The sequence below is a fragment of the Saccharicrinis aurantiacus genome (assembly GCF_001660705.2).
Classification (GTDB): domain Bacteria; phylum Bacteroidota; class Bacteroidia; order Bacteroidales; family Marinilabiliaceae; genus Saccharicrinis; species Saccharicrinis aurantiacus.
In genome coordinates this window covers 135,460-159,857 of sequence record NZ_LYBV02000013.1, presented here as the reverse complement: position 1 = coordinate 159,857, position 24,398 = coordinate 135,460, and the positions used below count along the sequence as shown (strand labels likewise).

11 protein-coding genes are annotated in these 24,398 nt (G+C 34.8%); 3 read left to right on the top strand and 8 right to left on the bottom strand.

The genetic code is table 11. The features are described from left to right. The coding region (locus A8B35_RS05635; RefSeq protein ID WP_075602398.1) for a formylglycine-generating enzyme family protein at positions 1-691 on the top strand (691 nt) is incomplete at its 5' end. A 121-nt stretch (positions 692-812) separates the two neighbouring features. Here A8B35_RS05635 and A8B35_RS05630 read toward each other — a convergent pair. The 7 genes from A8B35_RS05630 to A8B35_RS05600 all read right to left on the bottom strand — a co-directional run bounded on the left by A8B35_RS05630 (position 813) and on the right by A8B35_RS05600 (position 15,904). Beyond that, a complete protein-coding gene (locus tag A8B35_RS05630; RefSeq protein ID WP_075602397.1) occupies positions 813-4,166 on the bottom strand; it encodes an OmpA family protein in 3,354 nt (1,117 codons plus the stop codon). Between the two features lie 29 nt (positions 4,167-4,195). After that, positions 4,196-5,236 carry a type VI secretion system tube protein TssD gene (gene tssD / locus A8B35_RS05625; protein ID WP_075602396.1) on the bottom strand — a complete coding sequence of 347 codons (1,041 nt, stop codon included), beginning with the start codon at positions 5,234-5,236 and terminating at the stop codon, positions 4,196-4,198. Positions 5,237-5,986: 750 nt separating this feature from the next. After that, a complete protein-coding gene (locus A8B35_RS05620; protein ID WP_075602395.1) occupies positions 5,987-6,823 on the bottom strand; it encodes a sugar-binding domain-containing protein in 837 nt (278 codons plus the stop codon). A gap of 147 nt (positions 6,824-6,970) precedes the next feature. Then, positions 6,971-9,169: a T9SS type A sorting domain-containing protein gene (locus tag A8B35_RS05615; RefSeq protein ID WP_075602394.1), complete on the bottom strand. Its 2,199-nt coding sequence runs from the start codon at positions 9,167-9,169 to the stop codon at positions 6,971-6,973. Between the two features lie 130 nt (positions 9,170-9,299). Further along, on the bottom strand, positions 9,300-10,862 hold the full coding sequence (locus tag A8B35_RS05610) for a hypothetical protein (RefSeq protein ID WP_075602393.1): 1,563 nt from the start codon (positions 10,860-10,862) through the stop codon (positions 9,300-9,302). A gap of 25 nt (positions 10,863-10,887) precedes the next feature. Further along, positions 10,888-12,717 (bottom strand): RagB/SusD family nutrient uptake outer membrane protein, encoded by a 1,830-nt coding sequence (locus A8B35_RS05605; protein ID WP_075602392.1) that lies wholly within the window; start codon positions 12,715-12,717, stop codon positions 10,888-10,890. Between the two features lie 82 nt (positions 12,718-12,799). Then, positions 12,800-15,904, bottom strand: a complete 3,105-nt coding sequence (locus tag A8B35_RS05600) for a SusC/RagA family TonB-linked outer membrane protein (RefSeq protein WP_075602391.1) — start codon at positions 15,902-15,904, stop codon at positions 12,800-12,802. A 288-nt stretch (positions 15,905-16,192) separates the two neighbouring features. Here A8B35_RS05600 and A8B35_RS05595 point away from each other — a divergent pair, with 288 nt between their 5' ends. After that, positions 16,193-20,332: a two-component regulator propeller domain-containing protein gene (locus A8B35_RS05595; protein ID WP_075602390.1), complete on the top strand. Its 4,140-nt coding sequence runs from the start codon at positions 16,193-16,195 to the stop codon at positions 20,330-20,332. 85 nt (positions 20,333-20,417) lie between these two features. Here A8B35_RS05595 and A8B35_RS05590 read toward each other — a convergent pair whose 3' ends face one another. Continuing rightward, a complete protein-coding gene (locus tag A8B35_RS05590) occupies positions 20,418-22,310 on the bottom strand; it encodes an Ig-like domain-containing protein (RefSeq protein ID WP_075602389.1) in 1,893 nt (630 codons plus the stop codon). 372 nt (positions 22,311-22,682) lie between these two features. Between A8B35_RS05590 and A8B35_RS05585 the strand changes: the two genes are divergently transcribed. Further along, positions 22,683-24,311: a DUF6377 domain-containing protein gene (locus tag A8B35_RS05585; RefSeq protein WP_139314820.1), complete on the top strand. Its 1,629-nt coding sequence runs from the start codon at positions 22,683-22,685 to the stop codon at positions 24,309-24,311. The last annotated feature ends 87 nt before the right edge of the window (positions 24,312-24,398 follow it).

Below are 24,398 nucleotides of genomic sequence, written 5' to 3'. Positions count from 1 at the left end.
GGGAAAAACCTACCCCAGTGGCTATAACAAACCGTTTTTTGGTGACCCCGCTAGTTACCCCTTGCACGAGGTAACGCTAGACAGCTATTACATGCAGAAGTACGAAATTACCTATGGTGAATTTGACTTGTTTACCAAAGCGGTTGGTATAGATTCAATATATTCTCAGTTTATAGGCTTAGATTTACGAGGCCCTAAAATGGCGGCAACAGGCATGACCTGGTACGAGGCACAGGATTATTGCGAGTGGCTGGGCGACATGGTGGGGGTGCCCATGAGCTTGCCTACTGAAGCACAATGGGAATATGCCGCGCGTAGCCGGGGGCAAGCCGTAGCCAACGCCACCGATGATGGTACTTTGGATAAGGGGCGAAATTATTTTGGAGGAGGTATGAAAGGTGAGAGATATGAGACACCTCCAGGCTACTTCCCCCCCAACCCATTGGGATTATATGATATGTCTGGCGGATGGGGCGAATGGATATTCGATTATTGGTATCCCTTTACCGAAGACCCCGTAACCAACCCAACATGTACCGATAGTACTTATAGTTCTAATAGAAGTACACGTGGCTTTGGAGGTCCTAGTGGTAATATGTATCGCCGATCGGGCAATAGAAAACCCACTAACAGAGGTAGTGGCGTAGGCATGCGGTGTGTGGCCAATGTTACAAAGGATACCATTAGGTAATGATAAATTGTGTTTCTTGATAGAGACACAATGCCAATAACATAAAAAAGCATTTATCCACTCCAAATAAGGATGGGTAAATGCTTTTTTTAACATTACAAATTGCTATTGTAATTGGATACTATTTAAGTGGGGCTTCCTGTAAATTATTAATGTGTTTTTGTATAGTTCTCCATTTCTTACTTTCGTTGGCATACAAACTGTTTTTTAATAAATTATTATTATACAGCGCTCTGTTCGCTCTTTCTTTTACCTCCTCTTCACTTAAGCTTTCGCGGTTCTTTTTATCGCTGCTGCTTACATAGGCCTCTGTTGTGTTGGTTTGTGCCATATGTTCAAGGGTTTCTTGCCAATCGCGCTTGCTTACAATGCCCTTGGTAATCAGCTTAAGCGCGGCATCTTCAAAATCTTCGTTTATACCACTAAAGGATATTTTTTCGTACCAGCTTCGCTCAGTTGTACACAGTAGGTATAAAATGCGGCCCTTGGTTTCGGGTGTTAGGCGCGTTATAAAATCATCGTTACCGTTAATGCTAGCGGCTAAGTCTTCAAGGTTCTCCTGTTTTTTTGAATTTCTCTTATATTCAATAGTTCTTTCTGTATGTTGGTCCAAAAAGGCGGCGGCAGCTTTTAAAGTTGTTTTACGTGTAGCTAAATATGCAGTACCGGCTACCAAAGGGTGCCCTGTTAGTAAGAGGTGGGTGCACATGGCATTAAAAATATCGAATACATCTGTCTCCGATTCCTCACCTTTACCCTCAAACATATCCACAAAGCAAAAGTCTTGCGTCATCAGTTGCTCGTATACCAAGCAAGTAAAGTCGTATAAGTTATTTAAACTTACGGTAACAGATAGGCTACCTCCCAAACCAAGCCCCCAAGCAGCTTGCGCTTTCATTTTAATTACAAAACGCTTGCTATCAGGGTCAAACCCAATTTTAAACTCACCCGCTATTGAGGCACCTGCAATACCTGTTGCTGTATAACCCACACTGGCCAGGCTATTAAATAAGGAGGCCCCAGGCTTAGTCCACTCCAGGTCGGCTTTTACACCAGCTTCAACCTTTATACCAGCAATGGCTTCGCCTTGGCCACCTATATCAGCATCGCCATTTTTACTGTTCTGATTTTGCCTAGCCAACTCCTCTTGTCCCTGCTGGTTTAAACCGGTAAGCGCCATTTTACCCTTGGGGCACTCTATATTAACGCCCACAGATACACTTACATTAACACCAGCCCATGCACTCATAAAGCCCTCTACATGCAAGCGCATAGTACCCAAGTTAATTTTTGTTTCTACCTTTCTATCGGCCTCTTTATCTTCAACAATACGGTAGGCTTTAAACCCAATACGCCTATTGCGGTACTCTCTATCGCCGGTATATATTTTTGGTTCAACGGCACCTTTTCCGTCTGTTTTACTAAAATCAATATTAGATAATTCTTCGGGCCTTGTAAAAAAGCTAGCGTATTCTATTTTATCAATCCCGCTATACCTTTGGGTTAAATAGTTAAGCAATTTATTACGGTACGATAACACAATGGCTACATCATTATCAATATCCTGCTTCTTTAATGTATTAAAGTTTAACTCCGGAATACCAACATAACCAGGTCTATTCACGCTCATCATCGCTTCATACTCTATGTTGAGGAGTGATTTTTTACTTGGTTTAGGTTCTGAGTAATATTTATCCAATAATATTTTTTTACGCTCCTTAATATCTGTTAAGCTATCAAACAAAGGGTGCTTTGTTATTACAGCATTAAAATCTTTCAAATATCCAATGGGCTTAACTACCACCTGCTTTTTTTGGGGTGGAATATCTTTAAATATTGGATGGCTAGGTACGGCATTTTTTACATACTGGGTATCTGCAATAAAACATGCTTCAAAATCCTTGGGGCTGGTTTCTAAAAAATATATGGCAGCTAGCATATATTGTTTTTCTTCAATACCCCAAGTTTTATCCTTAACAAAATCGAACAATGCCAACATATCATTGCTTAAAAAAGCATACATGGCTTTTGCACGGCGATCGCTTAAAGATAAATTATAGCTTTCTGTTCCTGGCTTATCGGTATGCCCCACTACTTGTACTATATACGAGTCTATTTTTACCTTGCTTTTATCGGTTAAAAACTGACAAGCACTGGCAAGTGCATAGGGAGTTACTAAAGAGTTATCGAAATAAAAATAACAAGGTAAATCTTCGCCTCCAATTTGAGCATCTATGGGTTTAAAGATTTGCTTACGTACTATGGCGTTAAAAGCCATTTCAAAACCTTTATCGTTGGGCAAGTATCCATCTATGTTTGCCTTCCCTTGGGCCAAGGCATAATCGGCCTCAGCTGTAACACCAGCTTTAATAACCCCTTTTGATAAGTCCACGGCAAAACTAGCATCCGATTTAACGGCATAGCGCATTAACTGCGCCCCACTTGAGCAGTCCCAATAAACGGGCGGTAATGTAGCAGCTTTAACTTTTGATATTAAAGCATTTTTTGTTCTGTTAGAATCGGCAACATCTTTGGGTGTTTTACCATTTTTTATATCAGAAGATTCAGCATCATCCCATAAATCATCAATGTAAACAAAAGCTCTTTCAGCCTCGTCAATCTCAAAATCTTTTTGTTCTAAAAGCGCAAGTAACTTTTCTTTCTTTTTTTCGTTTCTACCCTTTGCTGTAGCGTGTTCCTTATTAAAATTAGCAATCCAGCTATCGCATAATTCATAACTTTCATCAGATATAAATTGAGCCAAAATAGGCGATACAAACTTAGCGGCTGTTTTAGAAGATATCTGTCCGTCATTTTTGTATATGTTCCAACTGGCTTTTGCTTCAGCACTCACTTTTTTAAAAGCCTCACTTACTTTTTGCTTATCCAACTCTCCATCATCGTTTCTGAAAGCTGAATATGAATCTACAGGCTTATTCTCATCAGTAGCAGGCGCACTAACAATACGAATTATTTTCTTACTATGTATATCTTCCTCGGATCTTATTCGCTCAATAAAATGATTGGGTATCATTTTTGAGCGCTGGGCACCAAAGGCCATACCTTCAGTTAGTTTACTACTAGAACCACTACCTGAAGCTAGAGCCGCATATTGAGATTCGGCTTTCTTTTTCGCTTCTTCCTCCGATATATTTTCGCCAACCTTAATAAGTACAGTATTCAATTTATTATTGGCTTGGCCTAAAATTGCGTCTTTTTTCTTTTGCTCTTCAATAGCTTGCTCTTCGGGCAAACCTATTACACTAATTTTATTTGCTTGGTCGCAGGCTGCTCTAAAATCTGTTATAGCAGTATCCATTTCCTCCACGTAAGCATCAAGTTCCTCCAGATCATCTTTAGTTAACAAAATGGATTCACCCGTTGACGGAAGGTACATTATTTCGGCTGCTATTACGGGCTCTGGCGCCTTACTTTGAATAGCAGAACCACTTCTTTTTAAAGTTGCATTAGCCATAATTTAGGTGTTTTATAAGATTTGGTTTATTATTCTGTTTGTCTTACTACTTCTAAAATAATAGTCTCATGGTTATCGCTTATCTCAAAATCAAGCAACATATCATTTTCTAATATTTCATTATTGTATTTAAAATTGTACATATCATTGGCAAAATCAATATCAATTTTTTCCCCTATACAATTTTCAGATATTAAATGAAAATGGACCTCATCTTCACGTAACACCTCAATGCGTTCTCCTTTAAAGTTAGTATAGTAACTTTCAATTAAATTGGCTTCGCCAGAAACAACTGGCTCATCCTGCGCTACTGGCCCGGGGCCAAAGGCATTGCTGCTAGGTGTTATATCGGTAACTTTCCACACTTTTTCGTGTTCGGCACTGCGGTTACGCGTAATACCTGGCGATAAACGCAGGTTCATCATCATGGCGGTGCTTCCTATGGCCGTCATTTGCTCGCCTACACCAACACAATAGCAGTCCCAAAACTCAATTTTAAAAGCTTGGTCGAGGTCACCATCGTAAAACACCAGTTTACCTTGCTTGGTATTGCCCTGCAGTAGCCACTCGTACAAAAAGTCGTCGTCGCCAGTACTTTGCAGTTGCATATTAAAAACACCCCCAATTTTATTCATATTTAGTTTAGCCGTTGGATTGTCCAATGGCCTTAGGTAATTATCGTAGTTATAGCTAAAGTTAGGGGCTATACCGTAATCTAAACCTGCCTTATGGCGTGCCAATGCCAAGCTATTATAATAGGCTGTTTCATATATCTCATCGCCAAATTCTCCTAAACTATTGCTAAATAACTCAGGAGGGCTAAAAAATGAAGATTCTAATTGGCGCTTACATTCGGCTTCTAATTTTTCATCAAGTAAACTAGGCCTAATAGTGGGTACATTATGGCCTTTTGCTTTTACTTTATCTGCATCGCCCGCTTTATAGGGAAAGTTTTTTTGCAGAAACTGCCTGTACAATTGTTTATCTACTTCTACAGGACAGAAATACTCATAGTGCAGCGTTGATACCCAACGCTCGTGGCTATCAACCACTAGTTTTATTTTATACATAAGTTTTGGGAAATGGGTAAGATACTATTACTTTTGGCATTTAAGTTTGGGATAAAATATTTCACTAAATTTGGTAGTACAATTATAACATAAGATTTTTTAACTAACAAAGATACATTCTATATTTTGACAGCTTTAAGCCTCAAAACTAATCACTTTGATACAAAAACCACTTAAGTTGTAGTTAACACATACGAGCAAACACACGTATTCATTGGCTTCTGCTCATTTTCATTTAAAAGCTATGACTAGGTAATTAAAAAATGAACTTTATTGCTAAAAAGCAATCTGTCATTCTGGTAATTCCCCTCCAGCCTTATGAAACTTTTACCAAATGCATTATTGAATGATTGATAAGAAATTGATTATTTTATAGGTTCTGCAATCACTATTGCCCTAAAAAATAGAAGTTGTTTAAGGTTGAAGGGGAATTGCGAGAGTGACAATTTGATTATCAGTGGCAAAGCTTAATTTTTCATTGCATAGCCGTAGCTACGGAATAAAAATTAGCTGAAGCCAATGAAACGAGAGTTCTATGAGACAAAATAAAATACACATTTTAACCTCATAAAATCAAGATATTACTCGCAGATTTTCGATACAACTTTAAACGGCTTCATATAGCGTATTGGATTGAACCAATTAAGAATTGAGTATTCTTAATTGATTCCTATGCTTGGTTAAGCACATGCCTAAACTAGCACGGCTATGTATTGCAATTTATACCGCGATTTAAAACCACATGATGCTTCACTTTAGCTTAAGCTCTGTTTGATATACATCAACAAGCTTTTTATTTGAATATATCTTAGTAAGGGCTAAATAGGTATCGGACTTTTTTTCGTTTGGAGATGAAGAACTATTGAAAGTAAGCACTTGTTTTAAAATAGTTGTGCCAGGTTTAAGAATATAACCCGGATTTTTAAGCTCTAGTATTGGTTTCTCATTCGCATCAAAAACCTCTGTTACAACATCAACCGTTTGGTGGTTTGAATAAGCGTTATAAAGATTAATGCTTAACTGATAACTCGCTTGGCTATTTGCTGATTCTACCCTATTTAAATGAGTTCCTTCTATGGGAATATGTAGCTTATTAAGCTTAACCAAATACACATTTTTACACATGCCATAATGCGCGGTATCGTTAAGCGATGGCACCAATTTAAACATTACCTCATTCACACTTCCATCACTTGTTATATAGTTGCTTATATCGTAATAAAAAGATGAATCTCTGCTTTGCCTATTATCTAGCTTATGGCCATTTATCCAATATTCTGAATCATCAGATACGCCATTAAACCATAAATAGGCTTTTTGATTATATGATAGATTAAGATTAAAATGCTTTTTATAATAGGCTACTTTTTGAGCTAACTCAGACAATACTTGGGGTTGATGCCAAGTATGAGGAAAATTGACTAATTCCCATACACTATTTTGAGACGCATTAAGTGTAGATATTGTATTATCTGAAAACGTAAAATACCAATTTTGGTTAAAATCGAAATTACGTTTAAAAGGCTCTTGTTCTTTACACGATATAAGAACAAATAGGATCAGGAATAGAATAAAACCATTTTTCATGAGATTTTATTTTTTACGCTTTAGTTTAAAAACACCTAAAATCCGCAAGGAATCATCTATTGCACATTCAAACATCACTTCCTTGCAGAATTTAGGTAATCATTAGCTATACCAAAACCTAATTACGGATATGGTATGTTGATTTCATTACCTTCTAATCAATATTTTTTGACTATGCAGTCCTGTTTTTGAATGCACAACTACTACATAAACTCCATTAGCATAATCGCCAATGGGAATTCTTGAATTTGATTGATTGATATTCTGCGACAATATTTTTTGTCCGTGCACAGTAAATAATTCTAGCTTTTCTATTTGTTGCGAACCCGAACTTGAAACTTCTATAAAGGATGATGCTGGGTTTGGTTTTAGGCTAAATTCAGATTGCTTAATGGGTTTAACTGCGGTATCTTTTTGTTGGGTTCTATCAATTTCTCTTGAAAAAGAAAAAGCTTGTAAAGCCACACTTGATATATAGCCTCCATCATCAGAAAATTTAACCGATATATTGTTATCCGTATCTAATAATTCATATGGAACTGCTACCTCAAGCACGCCAAAGAAGGTATCACGGTCTTTCTGGTCATCGCCTTTATAATCCATTATTACATCTAAAGACACACCATTAAAATCTATACTAGGGTAGATTTCTTTACCATGATTACGACCTACGCCAATTCGCAAAATAGCTTCTCCATAGTTTGATGTAGATACGTTTTTAATTTCAAAATGATTAGCCGCATTGGCTGCTATTGGTTTATAGTATTCTGTAGCGTAATATTTTACTTCGTTTGAAGTTTCATCAATAACAACATCATCGTCAAAAGTATACTCGAGTACCAAAGTGGCCTCAGGAGCTATTTCAATAGCATCTGGTAAATTATTATAAACCTCCTCTGTTATTACAGGACTGTCCTTATCTGTTGTTCCGTTTAAATGGTGGTGTTTCGCTTTTAAGGATTGAATGGCATTTCCTTCAATTCCAATATTAACCTTAACCTTGTAATTCTCAGTTAAATCTAAACTATTTACGATTACATACACTTTATTATCATCTACATAACTATCGGTAAGTACATCTAAAACATTTGGTTTAGAATCTACTCTGATACCTTTTACATCCTTCCACAGTTCGTAAGTTTGTACCATTTCAGAATACACCCAAGTTCCGGTATAGCTGGCAGGTTCATCCTCTCTACGTAACAAGCGATGATTATAGGTATCATTAGCTCCATTTGTACCCCAATCGGCTTTAACGGGTAAAAAGTTGATGGTTTTATTAATAATATTGGCACGGCTCATAAACTGCATCATCATACTGTTAACCGATTTTAAGTGCAACCAATCGCGGTAAGGCGACCAGGCTCCGAAATAATCGTGCATTTGTGCACCATACTCCGATACCATAAATGGTTTTACCTCGTCAAACAATAGGTAGCTGTATTGCTCCATCATATCGAAGGTAGCTTCCATTTGAGCACCTTTACGATACTTTTGTTTGCCATTATTTATGGATGGAAAATCATAAAGGTGAATAGTCCAGTAATCAGAGTTTTCACCTGCTATATCCATGTATAGTTTCCACCTTTCTTCCCATTGTTGAAAGTTGTTTTTTTCGATATCTGGAAAAGCTGTACAGAAACCACCTACCAAAACATCATCATTGTATTTTTTAATTTCTTTGGATACGGCATTATGAAACTCAAAAACTTCTTCGGGAGTATTGGTTTTATCCATATCAACCAAATGCCAAAGTGGCTCGTTAATTACCTCGCAATATTTTGGTTTAATATTACCTGTTGTTCCTCCTGTACCATAGTACTCTTTTAAATAGCGCCCCATAAATTCACCAGTGGCAGTTCCGAAAGGTTCTTCATCTGTATCTGTTTGCGAAAATGCCCAATCGTTATAGCCCATCTTTTGTCCGTCGGGCCAAAAGGGATGAAGTTGTGCACATAGTATTTGATCGTTTCTATGTTCGTAAGGGTGCCATTCTGTTTTTGTAGCATAGTTATTTTTTTCGCGAGTTGCATTGCTTACTATATTGGCCGGATCGGCAAAACCCTCGCGAGCCGGATCTTCTTTGGTCCAATAGTTTAATTGCCACGATAGGCCTCCTGTATTTCTACCTAAATAAACATCGTAGCCATTTAAAAAATGATCGCGTAAATCATCGGTAAAGTTTGGTCCATAATTATCATCCCATTCATTTTCGCCAACATCGGCATGGATGGTTACAAATTTATTTCTATCGAAACTCGATACTTCTCCGAGTATATGTTTAACATCAACATTAACATCAACCGTTACCGTATCGGTATCCGACGCTTTAATCGTGTTACTCATGAAAAAGCACAGAAGTAGTAAGCTATATTTAAAATAGTATTTTATCATGCGTGTATTGTGTAGTTAATTACTCTTACCTAGAAAACCGGAAGAGCAGTGCTCTTCCGGTTGTACATGTTTCTTTACCTTATTATGGTCTTTGTTCCTTTTTAATTAACTGCATATTATCGATATACATTTCCATTGGCACAGTACTACTTGCGTTATAGCCTCTAATATTAAAAGACTGTGGATCACCGCCACCAAAATCCCACTCAACGCTCATATAAGTCCACTCTCCGATTGGAGAACTATCATTGAAAAAGAAACCTAGTTCTTTTCCATCAGTAGGGAAGAACCTTAAATCAGGACTCCAGTTATCTCCAGTATCTGCATTACCTAAATTTTCAATATAAACCCAAATACCTAACTCATACAAACCTTTATCCATAGTAACTGTGGCTGGATTACCTCCTTTTTCGTGTGTAAAGATTGCACCTCCTTCAGCATACATATTTAACGACATGCTTTTTGCACCATCTAAGAATTTATCCGACGTTAGATCTAATGAGTACTCGCCCCAAACGCCTCCCCACCAAAGGTATCTCCAATCGGCGTTTGTTGATGTTTCAAAGCTATAGTCAATATCACTTCCAATAAACATATTTGGTCGTATGAATTTAACGTTATTACTAAATGTTTTAACTTGAGTGTAACTAATTGATTCTAGATTACCTTTGGTTTCATCATAATTTACAGTAACAACATCACTACTATATAAATCTTGATCTAGATTTAAATACATTACATTCTTCAAAACCTCATCTTGAGTGATACTCTGAATAACAACATTTATAGCACTACTTCCATTAGTAACATCTAAATTAAATGCTTCAATTGGACATGTAGTAACATCGTTTAACTCTGAATCAAACTCTATTTCAATCCTATTTCTTTTATCAACAGTATTCGTAATTGATTCTAAAAGAATTGGATCTTCAGTATTAGCTAAAACTTTTATATAGTCTGTATACATAAGTGTATCTCTGCCAAAATTACTTGAAGAAACCATACTAAGTTTATATACACCTAAGCTACTTAACCTTACATTAACTAAACCATCTACTGCGCTAAACTCACTTGTAAGTCCGTCTTCTTTAGTAAAAATATACTTTACATCAGTTGGTTCTCCTGTTGATAAATCCGTATAAAGAACGGGTCTCCCGGCTAGTACTTCATTAAGTGCTCCATTTGAATTTGTAAGCACCGAATTATCTTTAACTCTCATTGCTTCAAAATTAGCCCTAACACTATCCAATACAGTTATTGTTATGCTAGTTGTATCCAAGTGAGTATCCTTAAAACCGCCATTAGAATATACAGTATCACCAAATACTTGATATAGCTTTACTATTTTTTCTCCAGGCTCTGTGAAAATCACATCAATTCTTTGATCTGAAGAAGAAAGTAATTCTTTACCTTCTAAATCAGTCGCATCTGCGGTTAACTCCCAAGTTCTTGACTCTATTCCTCTAGAAAAATCATATAAATAGAATGATCCATTTACCTGCACCTCATTTCCAGTGTTCTTTATTGAAGACTCAATCATATTATGATTAGGCTCTCCTGTAGGTGCATCATATTCTTTTTCGCAAGACGCAAAGAACAACGCTAACATTGCGATTAAACTGAACTTTATATATAGTTTATTCATTGTTATAATTTTTAATTAGTGACTACTATTGTAAAGCCTGATTGGATTGTTTCTCAATAGCAGGAACTGGTAAATAATCATGAAACTCACTACTGTAATTGGCCGCAGCTTCTCCATAACTTGGGCGAACTCGCTCAGTTAAATAAAGAGGTTCAATTCTCCAATTCTCTTTTGGAATATCAATAGTGCCATCAGGAACGCCTAAAACTGTTTTAATATTATTTTCTTCGTCCAGTCTGGTATTAAACACCTCGCTAGTAATTCCCCATCGTACTAAGTCGTACCATCTATGACCTTCGAAGGCAAGCTCTAATGGACGTTCAACCATACGGATATGATGTAATAAATTGTCAGAATTCATTGTAACATATTCGTAATCGCTTAAGCCATTGGCAAATTTCACCTTATCTAATTTTGGGAATGTTTGCCCATTAGCATCCAAATAACTTTGTAATGATACTACGCCTGCACGTGCTCTTACTTTGTCTATATATTTTAATGCTTCTGCAGTATTACCGGTACCTTCTAATATTGCTTCAGCATACATTAAATAAACATCAGCAAGTCTTATTAAACGAATGTTAATACCGCTTCGTGCTTTTGTTAAGGGATCTTCATCATCCTTTTTATGCCAATTAATATACTTACGTACTTTTGAACCTTGTCCGTAAGCAAAATTTGCTTTACTCTTTTCTCCTTTTGCATCTTCGGTATCTTCAGTATCAAGCAATGGTGCATTATAATACCTTTCACCATCAACACCCCAGTTATTATCATCACCTTTTTCAGCTAATGCAACAATAGTAGCGTATGATCGAGAAGAAACAAACCTTCCGTTATTAATTGGATTAGTACTATCCATTTCATCTCCTGATACAAAAAGTTCTTGTAACCAGTAGGTAGGCATTAATGAGTTATAACCACCAACATGTATACTTGCAAGGAAATTTGCCCATGTCTGTGCTTCTGCACCTGTTACATCACCTACATCATCAGTTCGATCTCCTATTACACCTTCTTTGTAATTATCAGAATAAGATACTTCAAGAATAGACTCACTATTGAACTCATTGTCATCAGTGAAGTTATCCATAAAGTTATCAACCAAATGGTAAACACCTTCGTTGTCAGCCTTATCTATTACTAGTTTAAAATGAGCAGCAGCTTTTTCCCACTCTTTATTATACAAGTATGCTTTTCCTAACAAAGCAGTAGCTGCTCCCCATGTAAAACGTCCGGTATCACCTTTATCACCCCATTGCACGGGTAAGTGCTGCATAGCAAACTCAAGGTCAGGCTTAATAATTACATTATACACTTCTTCCATTGTGCTCAATGGTTTATGCATATCTTCTTCTACAATTGGTAGAACCTCATGTATTACTGCGGTTCCATAATCGTTAACAATCCAGAAGTAATTTAGAGCTCTTAAAAACCTAGCCTGCGCTATAATTAAGTTCTTCTCATCTTCTGTATAAAAATCAACATCTTGTATATAATGCAGTATTTGGTTAGCGCGGAATACTCCGATGTATAACTCAGACCAACGACGCTCAACATACTCTGTGGCATCATTCCAAATAATATTATTCCATGGATAAGTTCCCATCCAAGTTTCTCCACTACCAAAATCACTCCTACTCATAGGAGGAACTGTACCCCCACCGCAAACATTGTTAAACTGTAAGGAGCTATACAAAGCATTTTGAGCCTTCTCAAAGTCACTTTCACTTTGCCAAAAAGTATCTGTTGTTATTGCATTTGGGTTGTCTTGGTCTAGCAACTTATCTTCACAACTACTTAGTAAAGAAACTGCCAGTGCAACTCCCAAGGTATATTTTATTATTTTCTTCATTTTCTTAAATTTTAATTTTTAGAGTGTTGTATACTTATTGTTTATACTTACTTTATCGAGTAAGCTCAATTTGTATATCAAATTAAAAATCAATTTGTACGCCTATTAAAAACTTACGTGTAACAGGGTAGTTTCCTTTATCAATACCTCTTGTAGAAACACCATTTCCTCCTACTTCAGGATCATACCCTTCGTATTTGGTAAATGTTAATGGGTTTTGTGCTGTTATGTAGCATCTTAACCTATCAATATTATTATTAAATACTCTTTTAGGAATGGTGTATCCTAACGAAATATTACGTACTCTTAAAAATGAACCATCTTCTAAGAAATAATCATTTCTTGATCGGAAATTGTCAGCTTTAGCATCCGGACGAGCTGTAGGAATATCTGAAGTTGGATTCGCAGGTGTCCACATATAATACATATCTTGATGACGGGCATTCGCATATGCAAATAATTTAGAACCATTATAAACTTGATTACCATGCGAATAATACAACTGCATACTTAAATCAAAACCTTTATAGTCGCCTGTGAATATTAACCCAGCTTCAAAATCAGGCATACCTGATCCTTGATAAACACGATCTTTTTCATCAATAACACCATCACCATTAGCATCAATCAGCTTAACATCACCTAGTTTGGCATTGGGCTGTATAGGAGTACCTTCAGCATTAACGTGAGCATCTAACTCTTGTTGCGTATTAAAAACACCATCTGTTTCAATTAAAAAGAATGCACCGGCTTCATAACCTGGTTTCATATAAGTTGTTAAATCTTGTCCGTTAATCCAACTAGTAGGTTCACTACCTGCTAATGCGATCTCTGTCATTGATCCTAGACTGGTAATCTCATTAATGTTTTTAGTAAAAGTACCCGTTACTTGCCAGCCTAATCCCCATTTAGTTCTAGACTTATAGTATGACGACAATTCAATACCTTTATTGGTCATATTTCCAATATTTCGCATAATTGCCTTATATTCATTACTATAATCATGCTCTACATTAGTACCTGAAGAGGTTGGGAGATTCACAGCCAACAACATATCCTTTTTATCATTTTTATAAACATCAGCTGTAAAATTGAATTTTCCTCTTAACATGGTTAAGTCAACTCCAATATTTCTTGAAATATTAGTTTCCCACTTAACTTCTGGGTTTGCATATCCACGAGTTATTGAACCTGAGCCTAAATTATCATCAGCTTCAGTACCCCATACATAATCGATATTTGGGTTAACATATGCAGCATATAAATAAGAAGGGATACCCTGATTACCTACTTCACCATAACTACCTCTAAGTTTTAAATTATCGATACTTTCAACACCATCCATAAAACTTTCTTCACTAATATTCCAACCTACTGAGGCTCCTGGGAACGCTGCATATCTATTTTCTTCGCTAAACACTGAAGAACCATCATAACGAACACTAGCACTAAATAAGTAACGGTCATCATAATTATACTGCACTCTTGCTAATTTACCTACCAATCGGCGATATTCGTCACTTCCTGTCATTGCAATCATCTCTGAGCCTGCATCAAACACGGGTGTTGAATTACTCTGAAAATCTCTTTTAGTAGCTGATGAAGAAAATGTATCAAACTGTTCTATTGTATAACCTAAAAGAGCAGAAACTGTATGCTTATTAAACGTTTTGGTATAGTTTAATAAGTGCTCCATCGTATATTTTAAGCTTGTTGTATTATCTTGTCTCAACTCAGCTTTCTCTCTACTACCTAGCGTATTTAAATTTCCAGCATCATCATAAATCAATAATTGAGGTTGAAACTGATTTCTGGTATAGTTGTAATAGTTCATTCCTAGATTAACTTGATAACTTAATCCTGGCATAATCTCATATTTTAAGTTTGCTGCCAAATTATAGCTATTCTCCATTCTGTCGTCAGTAACATTCATCTGACGGGCTAAATATCCAACATGATCAGGGTTAGTACCTGAAATCACCATTTCGTTAACATCAGAATCAATTTGCTGCAACGGAGGTCTGTAAGGACCTTGGTACATTGCTAATTCATAAAGTGCCCATGGCTCAACTTCTTTATTAGCATGCATCATACTAATACTAGCAAATGCAGAAAATTTACCTTTCACCAAATTAGCATTTGCTCTTGTTGTTAATCTCTCATAGCCTGAATTAACCAAAATACCATCCTGAGCAAAATAGTTTGTATTAAAGTTATACGTTAATCCTTTTGAACCTCCTGATAAGGATAAGTTGTAGTTCTGTATTGAAGCATTATCATTCTGTACTGCTCCAACAAAATCAGAATCGTAATTCATTGCATCAGGATTATCTCTAATTATTGGTGAACTTGAACCAACTAGAGATTGCCTCCATTCATCCACATAAATATGATCTTCTGAATTTAATAATTCTGTTCCTGAGGTAATATTTTGGATACCATAATAAGCAGAGAAGTTAACCTTCATCTCGCCTTCTTTACCTCTTTTGGTAGTAATTAAGATAACACCATTGGATGCACGAGTACCGTATACTGCAGCTGCTGCACCATCTTTTAAGATATCTACCGTGGCAATATCTTCTGATGCAATATTAGGGTTACCCTGATATGGAATTCCGTCAACTACATATAGTGGCATAGTAGTACCATTAATAGAACCCAAACCACGAATTTGAATATTCGCCTCATCTCCAGGTCGACCACTACTCTCTGTTACATTTACCCCAGCAACTTGACCTTGCAAGGATTTGGTAAAATCAGAAGCAACAATCTTAGTCATTTCTTCCGCTTTAATTTGAGCTACAGCACCTGTTAACTCTTTCTTTTTCTGAACACCATAACCTACTGCTACAATTTCATCTAAAGAAACAACATCAGCATCTAAAGAAATGCTTAACGATGTTTTACCTGCTACATCAACACTTTGAGGTTGATATCCAATAAAAGAAAATCCTAATTTAGCATCGCTTGCTGCATTTATTCTATACTGCCCGTCGATATTAGTAATTGTTCCATTTGTTGTGCCAACAATATATACACTAACACCAGGGATAGGATCTCCTGTTTCCCCATCTGAAACAACCCCTGTTATTTCTAAATTCTGGGCTAACACTGAAACACTGTTCATGGAAAAGAGAACTGCTAGTACTAGCAATACCCGCCATGCATTTGTTTTCATTCTTTTCATAAAACTCTAAATTTTTGGTTTAAATCCATTTTTCATCTTAGATCGAGCATTAAGTCTTCGAATCATGTTAACAAATGTAAATAGGTATTAAACAGTGTTACGGTCGTGTTTTGACGTTTGAAAGTTGCTATTTGAACACATAGGGGGTAATAGTAAACCACAGGTAGGTATTTGATACCGACTATGTATATAGATGGCTACATTACTTTCTAAAAACTTTACATGCCATACTAAATAGACAATAAAATTTATAATTTTGGGATTGAAACATGTTAATCAATATCCACTATGAGAAATATAATTTTCACATGCCTTAACATCTTATTAATATTATTATATTCAATAACTCTATCAGCAAATAATATTGATAAAGCCCTTATTAAAATACGTACCCTAGAGAACCAACCTCAAAACGAGGTAAACTTTATATTTCAGGATAAGAATGGTTTTATGTGGATTGGTACTTTGGATGGCTTGCATAAGTATGATGGATATACTTATAAAACATATCAAGTAGAAAATAATATCAATAGCATATCAAGCAACCTTATAAAAAGTATAGCGGAAGACAGTAAAGGAAATATTTGGGTTGGAACCTACGATAAGGGTATTTGTAAATTAGACCCACGCACAGACGAGTTTACTAATTATTATAATACCCCTAATAAAGAACTTTTTAATACTAATGATATTACAACCTTAATAATTGATAACAACGATATTATATGGACTGCAAACTGGCAGGGTATTAATAGAATAAAAATGGATTCAACAATGGCGAATATTGAATCTATTGATATAATACCATTTGATACAGGCAAAGAGGGATTTATTAAAGTATTACATCAAGATAAATTCAATAACATTTGGATTGGAACCAATAATGTACTGCTTAGACTATTAAACCCTGATGCTGCTATATCCAATATTAAATATCAAAGTTTTAATATTAACAGTGAAACAATCTGCAATAGTGATAATGGTATTTACATAGGAAGTGTTAGTGTATACCATATTGAAACCAAAGATATAGGCAAAAATACACAAGCTCAAATAATTGATGCCAAACCAAGTTCTGCATTATTCTGGCATAATAATATTTTATGGATTGGGAATAGAAATGGCTTATTCAAAAAAGAAAAAATGAAAGACCATTGGCTAGATACATTACCTTTCATTGATGATTTTACTGGAAATCAGATTAACTGCAATATCGTTTCGTGGATTACCTCCGACAAAAATAACCAAATATGGATTGGAACGAGAGGTGGCGGTGTTAACATTGCCAGAGAAAGTAAAAAACCATTTGAACACTATAAAAATACAACTCAGAAAGGTAGCTTAAGCAATAACCTATGCAGAAGTGTATTTGAAGATAGCGAAGAAAATTTATGGATTGGTACCGAAGAAGAGGGCGTCAATTTCTTAAAAAAGGGATCAGACTATAAATCAGGATTTATTAAACTCGATGTAAATAAAGACAGTACTAATAATAGGGCGTATGCCATTGAAGAGTCTATTCATCCAAAATCAACAAAGCACAAACGAATAATTTGGGTAGGAACTAGTCATTCTACAAACTTATGCGGTATAGATGCTAATACACTAAAGGAAGTTGTAACTCCTCCATATATTAGTTCGTTAGGGTTTGTGTTTACCATAAAGTGCTACAAAAATAAATATTTATGGGTTGGAACTTATGGCGAAGGCCTATATCGCCTTACTTTAAATGAGCAAGGTGAAATTAGTGCTTACTTAAAAATGACACCTTCATCGAAAGATAACTCATCTATTTTATCACATATAATCAGAAGTATTAACATTGATTCTAAAGGCAACCTATGGGTTGGTACCGATAAGGGATTAAACGTACTTCCTTCAAGTGAAATCAATTCAGACAAACCAAAATTCGCCCGCTATACTAAAGGTAGTGCAAATGGAGAGTTAACTCATGATTATATACTACAGGTATATGAGGCAAAAAATAAAGATATCTGGATTGGTACCATGGGTGGAGGCTTGATGAAATTTAACGACGGTATTGGAGGTAACAAACCTATTTTTACAAATTACACTAAAACCAATGGCCTACCAAACAACACTATAAAATCTATTTGTGAGGATACTGAGGGAAACCTTTGGTTAGCAACAAATAAAGGAATTTCTAAATACAATACTAAAAACAAACAATTTACCAATTACGATAAAAGCCACGGTTTACAGGATAATGAATTTTCTGAAATTTGTGCCATCACTCGTAATAATGGCCAAATTGTAATGGGAGGAATCAACGGCTTAAATGTATTCTCTCCTGAAAAAATAAAAAAAGACCTTCTTAAACCGAATATGTTCTTTACTAATTTTTATATCGATAATCAGGAAATAACAACGCATACTGAAGGTGAATACAAAGGAATATTGAAAAATAACATTCAATATACCAAAGAGCTCGAATTAGATTACGATAACAATAGCTTTTCTATCGATTTTGTGGCATTAAACTATACATCGCCACAAAATAATAAATACCAATATAAACTCGAAGGTTTTGATGAGCAATGGTACAAAGCCAGTGCAGGCTACAGAACAGCTAAATATACCAATGTTCCGCCAGGAACTTATACTTTTAAAGCTATAGGTTCTAATGGAGATAATGTTTGGAGCGATCATCCGGCTAGTGTAAGCATAACCATAAAACCTCCATTTTATAGAACTTGGCTTGCTTTCATATTCTACTTTATAGTTTTAGCAATGCTTGCTGTTTTACAAAGAAGAACAGCTTACATGCGACATAAAAGAAAAAATGAGTTGATTATCGCAAATATTGAAAAAAATAAGATTGAAGAAATTTCTCAAATGAAATTAAAATTTTTCACCAATATTTCGCATGAATTTAGAACTCCCCTGACTTTAATTTCAGGACCAATTGAGAAGTTACTGAAAGACAATAATAACTCAAATCCTACCGACAGAAGATCGTATCTAGAATTAATTAATCAGAATGTAAAAGTAATGATGCGATTAATTAATCAGTTGATGGATTTTAGAAAAATGGAACAGGAAAAATTACTGTTAAAAGTGAATGCTTTTAATATGGTTGAGTTTACCGCTACTATTTGTAATTCGTTTGCTGAATTAGCAAATCAAAAAGAAATCAACTACGAATTCACACACACTCAAGAGAGTATCCAAATTTGGGGCGATCAAGATAAACTTGAGAAAGCCATTTATAACCTACTTTCGAATGCCTTTAAATTTACAAAGAACAAAGGATCAATTAATGTAAAATTGAAAGTTGATAGCAAAAATGCTTACATCTCAATTAAAGATACAGGTTTAGGAATCAGCAAAGAAAATCAGCAACATGTTTTTGAACGATACTTTAGAGACCGAACACATTTACAAAGCAATGCTGGTGGCACAGGTATTGGCTTAGCGCTAAGTAAAGGAATGGTTGAATTGCATAGTGGTAAAATTACTTTAGAGAGCGAACCTGATATTGGCAGTACATTTACAATTATATTACCACTTGGTAACCGCCACTTTAAAAAAGAAGAAATAGAACAAACTTCAACTGCATATGCATTCAACCAATTATCAACGAATCAAAGCTATACCGAAGAACCAACGATAATTAATGAAGATGAAGTTACTATACAATCTCCTGCCCATAAAGCAAAAATATTGATTGCTGAAGACAACAATGACCTAATGGTATTTATTACAAAAATGCTTAAGAGTCATTTTACAATTATGCAGGCTGAGGATGGAAAAGCTGCCCTCGATCTGTGTAAGAAATCGATACCCGATCTTATTATTAGCGATATTATGATGCCTAATATAAATGGCATAGAATTGTGTAAAACAATAAAATCAACAGAACTAACAAGTCACATACCAGTTATTCTGTTAACTGCTAAAAATACCATCGAATCACAAATTGAAGGCTTAGAAACCGGAGCAGATAGCTACCTAAACAAACCTTTTAACTTTGAAGTACTTTTAGCTTCAATAAATTCAATACTACAAAACAGGGCGCAGCTACGTAAAAAGTTTCAAAAGGAAATTGAAATTAATCCAACCATTATTGCCAATAACTCAACTGATACTAAGTTTATTGATAAGATTCTCGCTATTATAGAAGAAAACTTATCCGATTCTTCTTTTACTGTTGAGAAATTAGCGGAAACCTATGGCGTTTCACGAATTTATTTAAACCGAAAAATAAAAGCCTTAACAGGAGAAACTTCGAACCAATTTATTAGAAATATAAGACTAAAACATGCTGCTGAATTATTGAAACAAGGCAATATGAATGTGTCTGAAGTTACCTGGATGGTAGGTTATAACGATTTGAAAACTTTTAGAGTTAGATTTAAAGAAAAGTTTAATATTAGTCCTTCAGATTATTCTCAACAATTTAACTAACTAATATTTTAGATAGAAACCAATCATACAAAAAGGAGTTTGAAAAATACACTTCGAACTCCTTGAGTTACGCAATTAGATATTATTATTTAACAATAACCTTCTTTACAAAAGAATCGTTCCCTCGAATAACTTTTAATAGATATATTCCTTTCAAACCATCCGTATTAAAAGTAACCTTTGAATATACATCTATTGAAGAACGAATTAGTGTACCCTTTAGGTCATTTAATTCTACCGTAAACAACTGATGTTCATCACTAAACTGAATATTTAAATTACCACAAACAGGATTTGGAAATACTCTTACCAATTCGCTAATGCTAACTTTATTATGAGCTGTTGCATCTTTAAGGTCAGAAACTAATTGAAACAATTGATGATCAGACGACACTGATGAACTTGTGCTCCAATAACTGTTACGAACATATTTATTATTGTTTGCTTTTATAGCATAAATACCATCCTCGAATTCCTCAAGAATAAACTTTTCCAAGTTTCCTATATTAACCGAATTACAATCCATCACAGCATCGCCATTGTTAGAGCATATATACTTTCCATTACTCCCTTTTATTGCAACCTCATTACCTTCTAATTCAATTACCTCAAAAATTTCCGTATCACTTATTTGTAGTTTACCCGATAATTGGTCTGCATTAGATGAACTCATATATCTGGTACTACCCATATTTAAAAAAGAATAATAATTTCCAACATCAGATCCTGTAACCTCTAATTCACATGTTGCATTAAAAAAGCCTTCGGAACTAATTACTGTAATAGTTGCATTCCCTTCTGCAATTGGAGTTATTACGCCACCTGTTGTAATTGTTGCAACCGATTCATCACTTGATGTAAACCAAACTCCTTTATTTGTAGCTGACTCAGGGATAACACTACCTGTTACATAAGCGGTTTGTCCGATCTGCAGATTAAGGCTTGTAGGAGATATACTAACACCACTCACCTCTGTGCCTTGATCTTCAACAGCCTGATAGGCTCTAATCCAATCTATTTTTAGAATATGATCTTCTGGTCTTTCTGAAATCTCAGTATCTGTAGGATGACGCCCTAGAACAGCGTTCCATCCTTGAATTGACATTTGCATTATTATTTTCTCTGATTTTGAAAGATATGTACCTCCTGAATAGTTGTATTTATCTATTACATTAAAATCTTTAGTTTCACTAACTAGTACTCCATTCTGATTTAGATATTCCACTGTGTTTCCTGATAATGTTCTCACCCATTTTCCATCAATATAATACTCCAAATGCTGCGGATTTTTCCAGTACACACCAATTCGATGATACTCTCCTATCCAAGTGTCTCTGCCCGATTCCCAATACCAAGTTCCTGGCACATCCTCTTTATCTGAAGGCTGATAATCTTGAAAAGGTGAACGCACAAACATATGATGACTTAAATGTTGCCTTGCTGCATACCATGAATTTCTATTATCATCTCCTTTACCCCCATAGCACTCCATTATATCTATCTCTTCAGTATCATCAGCACTTAGCATCCAAACGGCTGTAGCCATCACAGCATCAGGAATCCAGTTACGAGACTCTATAAAAACAGGATATTTAACAGTATATTTTGAGGTTACACACCCCATTTGTGTAGCAGCCATTGTATAACTATTACCTGCCTCTGTAAATGTTTTTGTGGTGCCGTTACGAGTAGCCTCTATGTTTAAGGAACCATTAGATACATTAACATTTGAGTATCTCCATTGAGTAGGCCCTGGCCCTTCCCATGTATTGTGGTAATAATTTATCCATTGATCACCAAATTCCGTTTCTACGCTAGAAGCACTAAAACTATAGTTAAAATCATCAGATACATTTTCTTGAAGCTGCCAAATGTAGCCATCACCAGCATCTGCAGGCACAGGAATATCCTTCCAATCCTGAGCATACATATTAAAGCACAAAAGTGCTGTAAACAGATTAAGCATTTTTCTTTTCATAATAGATTCTTAAGTATATAAAACTGATTAATACATTAGATTTCAAACAATAATGGTATATCAAACCACTGAAGTAGGAAGTGCTAATAATTTGTGATAAAAATGTTTAGTATAAATGTATCCTCGAATTGTAGATCAAACACCCCCTATTTTTTAAAATGTAAATTTTTTAAAACGAACAACACCACTAAACACTGTTTATGTGAGGATTACAAGCTAAAATGAAAAAATAAAAAGTAGAGATAATAATGCTAAGAACCGGGGAAAATAGCCTTTAGTAACCTAATGAATATTTTTTACCCCCCTTTTAAAACAAAACATTTCACTTAATTTAATACCCAAAGAGATTCTCTTAAAAGAAGAAATATCCAAATGATGAGAAAATATAAATCTATTATTTTATTATTCCTTTTTACTTTCCCGTTATTATCTATTAAAGCGCAGCCAATAGATTCTTTGTTATTAATATTAGAGCATACTATCCAAAACAAAGAATTGTATAATTCTATAAAGCAAAATAAAATTAAACAACATAAAGAATCCCTGGGCTCAGGCGAGTTCACTGTAGATTTATATGAAACAAATAAAAAGCTAATTAACGAATACAATTACTATAAATTGGATTCAATGCTTAAATACATAGAATTGAATTTAAAAATTGCCACTAAAATTAATGATCAAACACTTATACACGAGTCTACTATTAAAAAAATAAAGATATTACTTAATGCGGGAAAAGAGGTTGAGGCTTTAAAAAGCTTAGAAGGCATATCAAGATCCATATTGCCAGATTCTTTACTTTTAGACTATTTTCGAATTCAATTCAATCTTTATGCACAGTTAGCTTACAAAAGTATAAGTGAAACTCATAAAGCAGAATGTAAAATAAATATGAGTTGTTATTTTGATTCGTTAATGCAAATAATTCCCTTGTATACCGGCCCTTATCTAGAACTTATGGAAATGAACCATTACCATAATAACGAACTTAACGAGAGTTTATCGTATAATACGCAAAGACTATTAGAAACAGATCATAATTCGGAATACTATCCTCAAATTAACTTTTATAGAGCACTATATTATAAAGCCCAAGGTAATTTACAAAGTGCAAAATATTTTTTGATACAAACAGCAATTGCCGATTTAAAACGTGCTAGAAAAAACAATGGATCGCTAACTCAACTTGCAATGATACTAGCTGAAGAGAACGATTACAAAAGAGCTAATAAATATATTAATATTGCAATGGAAGATGCCGTTTATTATAATTCAGATCTTCGATATTTATTTCTTTCTAAAGTTCTTCCATCTATCAACAACTCATATCAACATGAAGTTGATAAAAAGAACAATGAATTAAGTATTTATAGTAGTTTATTAGCTATCGCCTCTTTTTTACTCATCATAATAATGTACTTATTATATAGGAAAAATAAGAAACTCAATTTGCACAAGTTACAACTTAAGAAATCAAACCTAAACCTTAAGCAATTAAACTTAGTATTAGAAAATACAAATACACAACTAAAAGAAGCAAATAAGATTAAAGAACAATACATAGGCAACTTCTTCGACCTATGCACTAAATATATTGATAAACTCAATAATTATAGAAAAATGGTTTATGAAGATGTTATAAATAAAAAGACTGCTGAACTAATACAGAAAACCAAATCGGATAAAATTATCATTATGGAAAGAGCCAACTTCTACAGGTATTTTGATGCTACATTTCTATCCATTTATCCATATTTTGTTGAAAAAGTAAATGATTTAATTATTCCTGAACATCAAATAAAATTAAAAAACAAAGAACTACTAACTCCTGAACTTCGACTATTGGCATTAACCCGACTAGGAATTAATGACAGCACAAGGATAGCACGCCTTTTAGGATACTCTGTAAATACAATATATAATTATAGAGCTCAATTAAAAAACAAATTAAAGGATGATCGCACTTTATTTGAAGATCGTATTATGGAAATTGACTCTTAAGTCTAACTATTAGGAATAGATTGATTGCATAAAGAAAGGGACCCTGTGGTGAGTGCGAGAGTCCCTTCTAAACTAGTCAACTATAGA

Bases quoted from the DNA above. Each gene is read 5' to 3' on its own strand.
- A8B35_RS05630 (WP_075602397.1), bottom strand. From the start codon at position 4,166: ATGGCTAATGCAACTTTAAAAAGAAGTGGTTCTGCTATTCAAAGTAAG.
- tssD (WP_075602396.1), bottom strand. From the start codon at position 5,236: ATGTATAAAATAAAACTAGTGGTTGATAGCCACGAGCGTTGGGTATCA.
- A8B35_RS05620 (WP_075602395.1), bottom strand. From the start codon at position 6,823: ATGAAAAATGGTTTTATTCTATTCCTGATCCTATTTGTTCTTATATCG.
- A8B35_RS05615 (WP_075602394.1), bottom strand. From the start codon at position 9,169: ATGAGTAACACGATTAAAGCGTCGGATACCGATACGGTAACGGTTGAT.
- A8B35_RS05610 (WP_075602393.1), bottom strand. From the start codon at position 10,862: ATGAATAAACTATATATAAAGTTCAGTTTAATCGCAATGTTAGCGTTG.
- A8B35_RS05605 (WP_075602392.1), bottom strand. From the start codon at position 12,717: ATGAAGAAAATAATAAAATATACCTTGGGAGTTGCACTGGCAGTTTCT.
- A8B35_RS05600 (WP_075602391.1), bottom strand. From the start codon at position 15,904: ATGAAAAGAATGAAAACAAATGCATGGCGGGTATTGCTAGTACTAGCA.
- A8B35_RS05595 (WP_075602390.1), top strand. From the start codon at position 16,193: ATGAGAAATATAATTTTCACATGCCTTAACATCTTATTAATATTATTA.
- A8B35_RS05590 (WP_075602389.1), bottom strand. From the start codon at position 22,310: ATGAAAAGAAAAATGCTTAATCTGTTTACAGCACTTTTGTGCTTTAAT.
- A8B35_RS05585 (WP_139314820.1), top strand. From the start codon at position 22,683: ATGATGAGAAAATATAAATCTATTATTTTATTATTCCTTTTTACTTTC.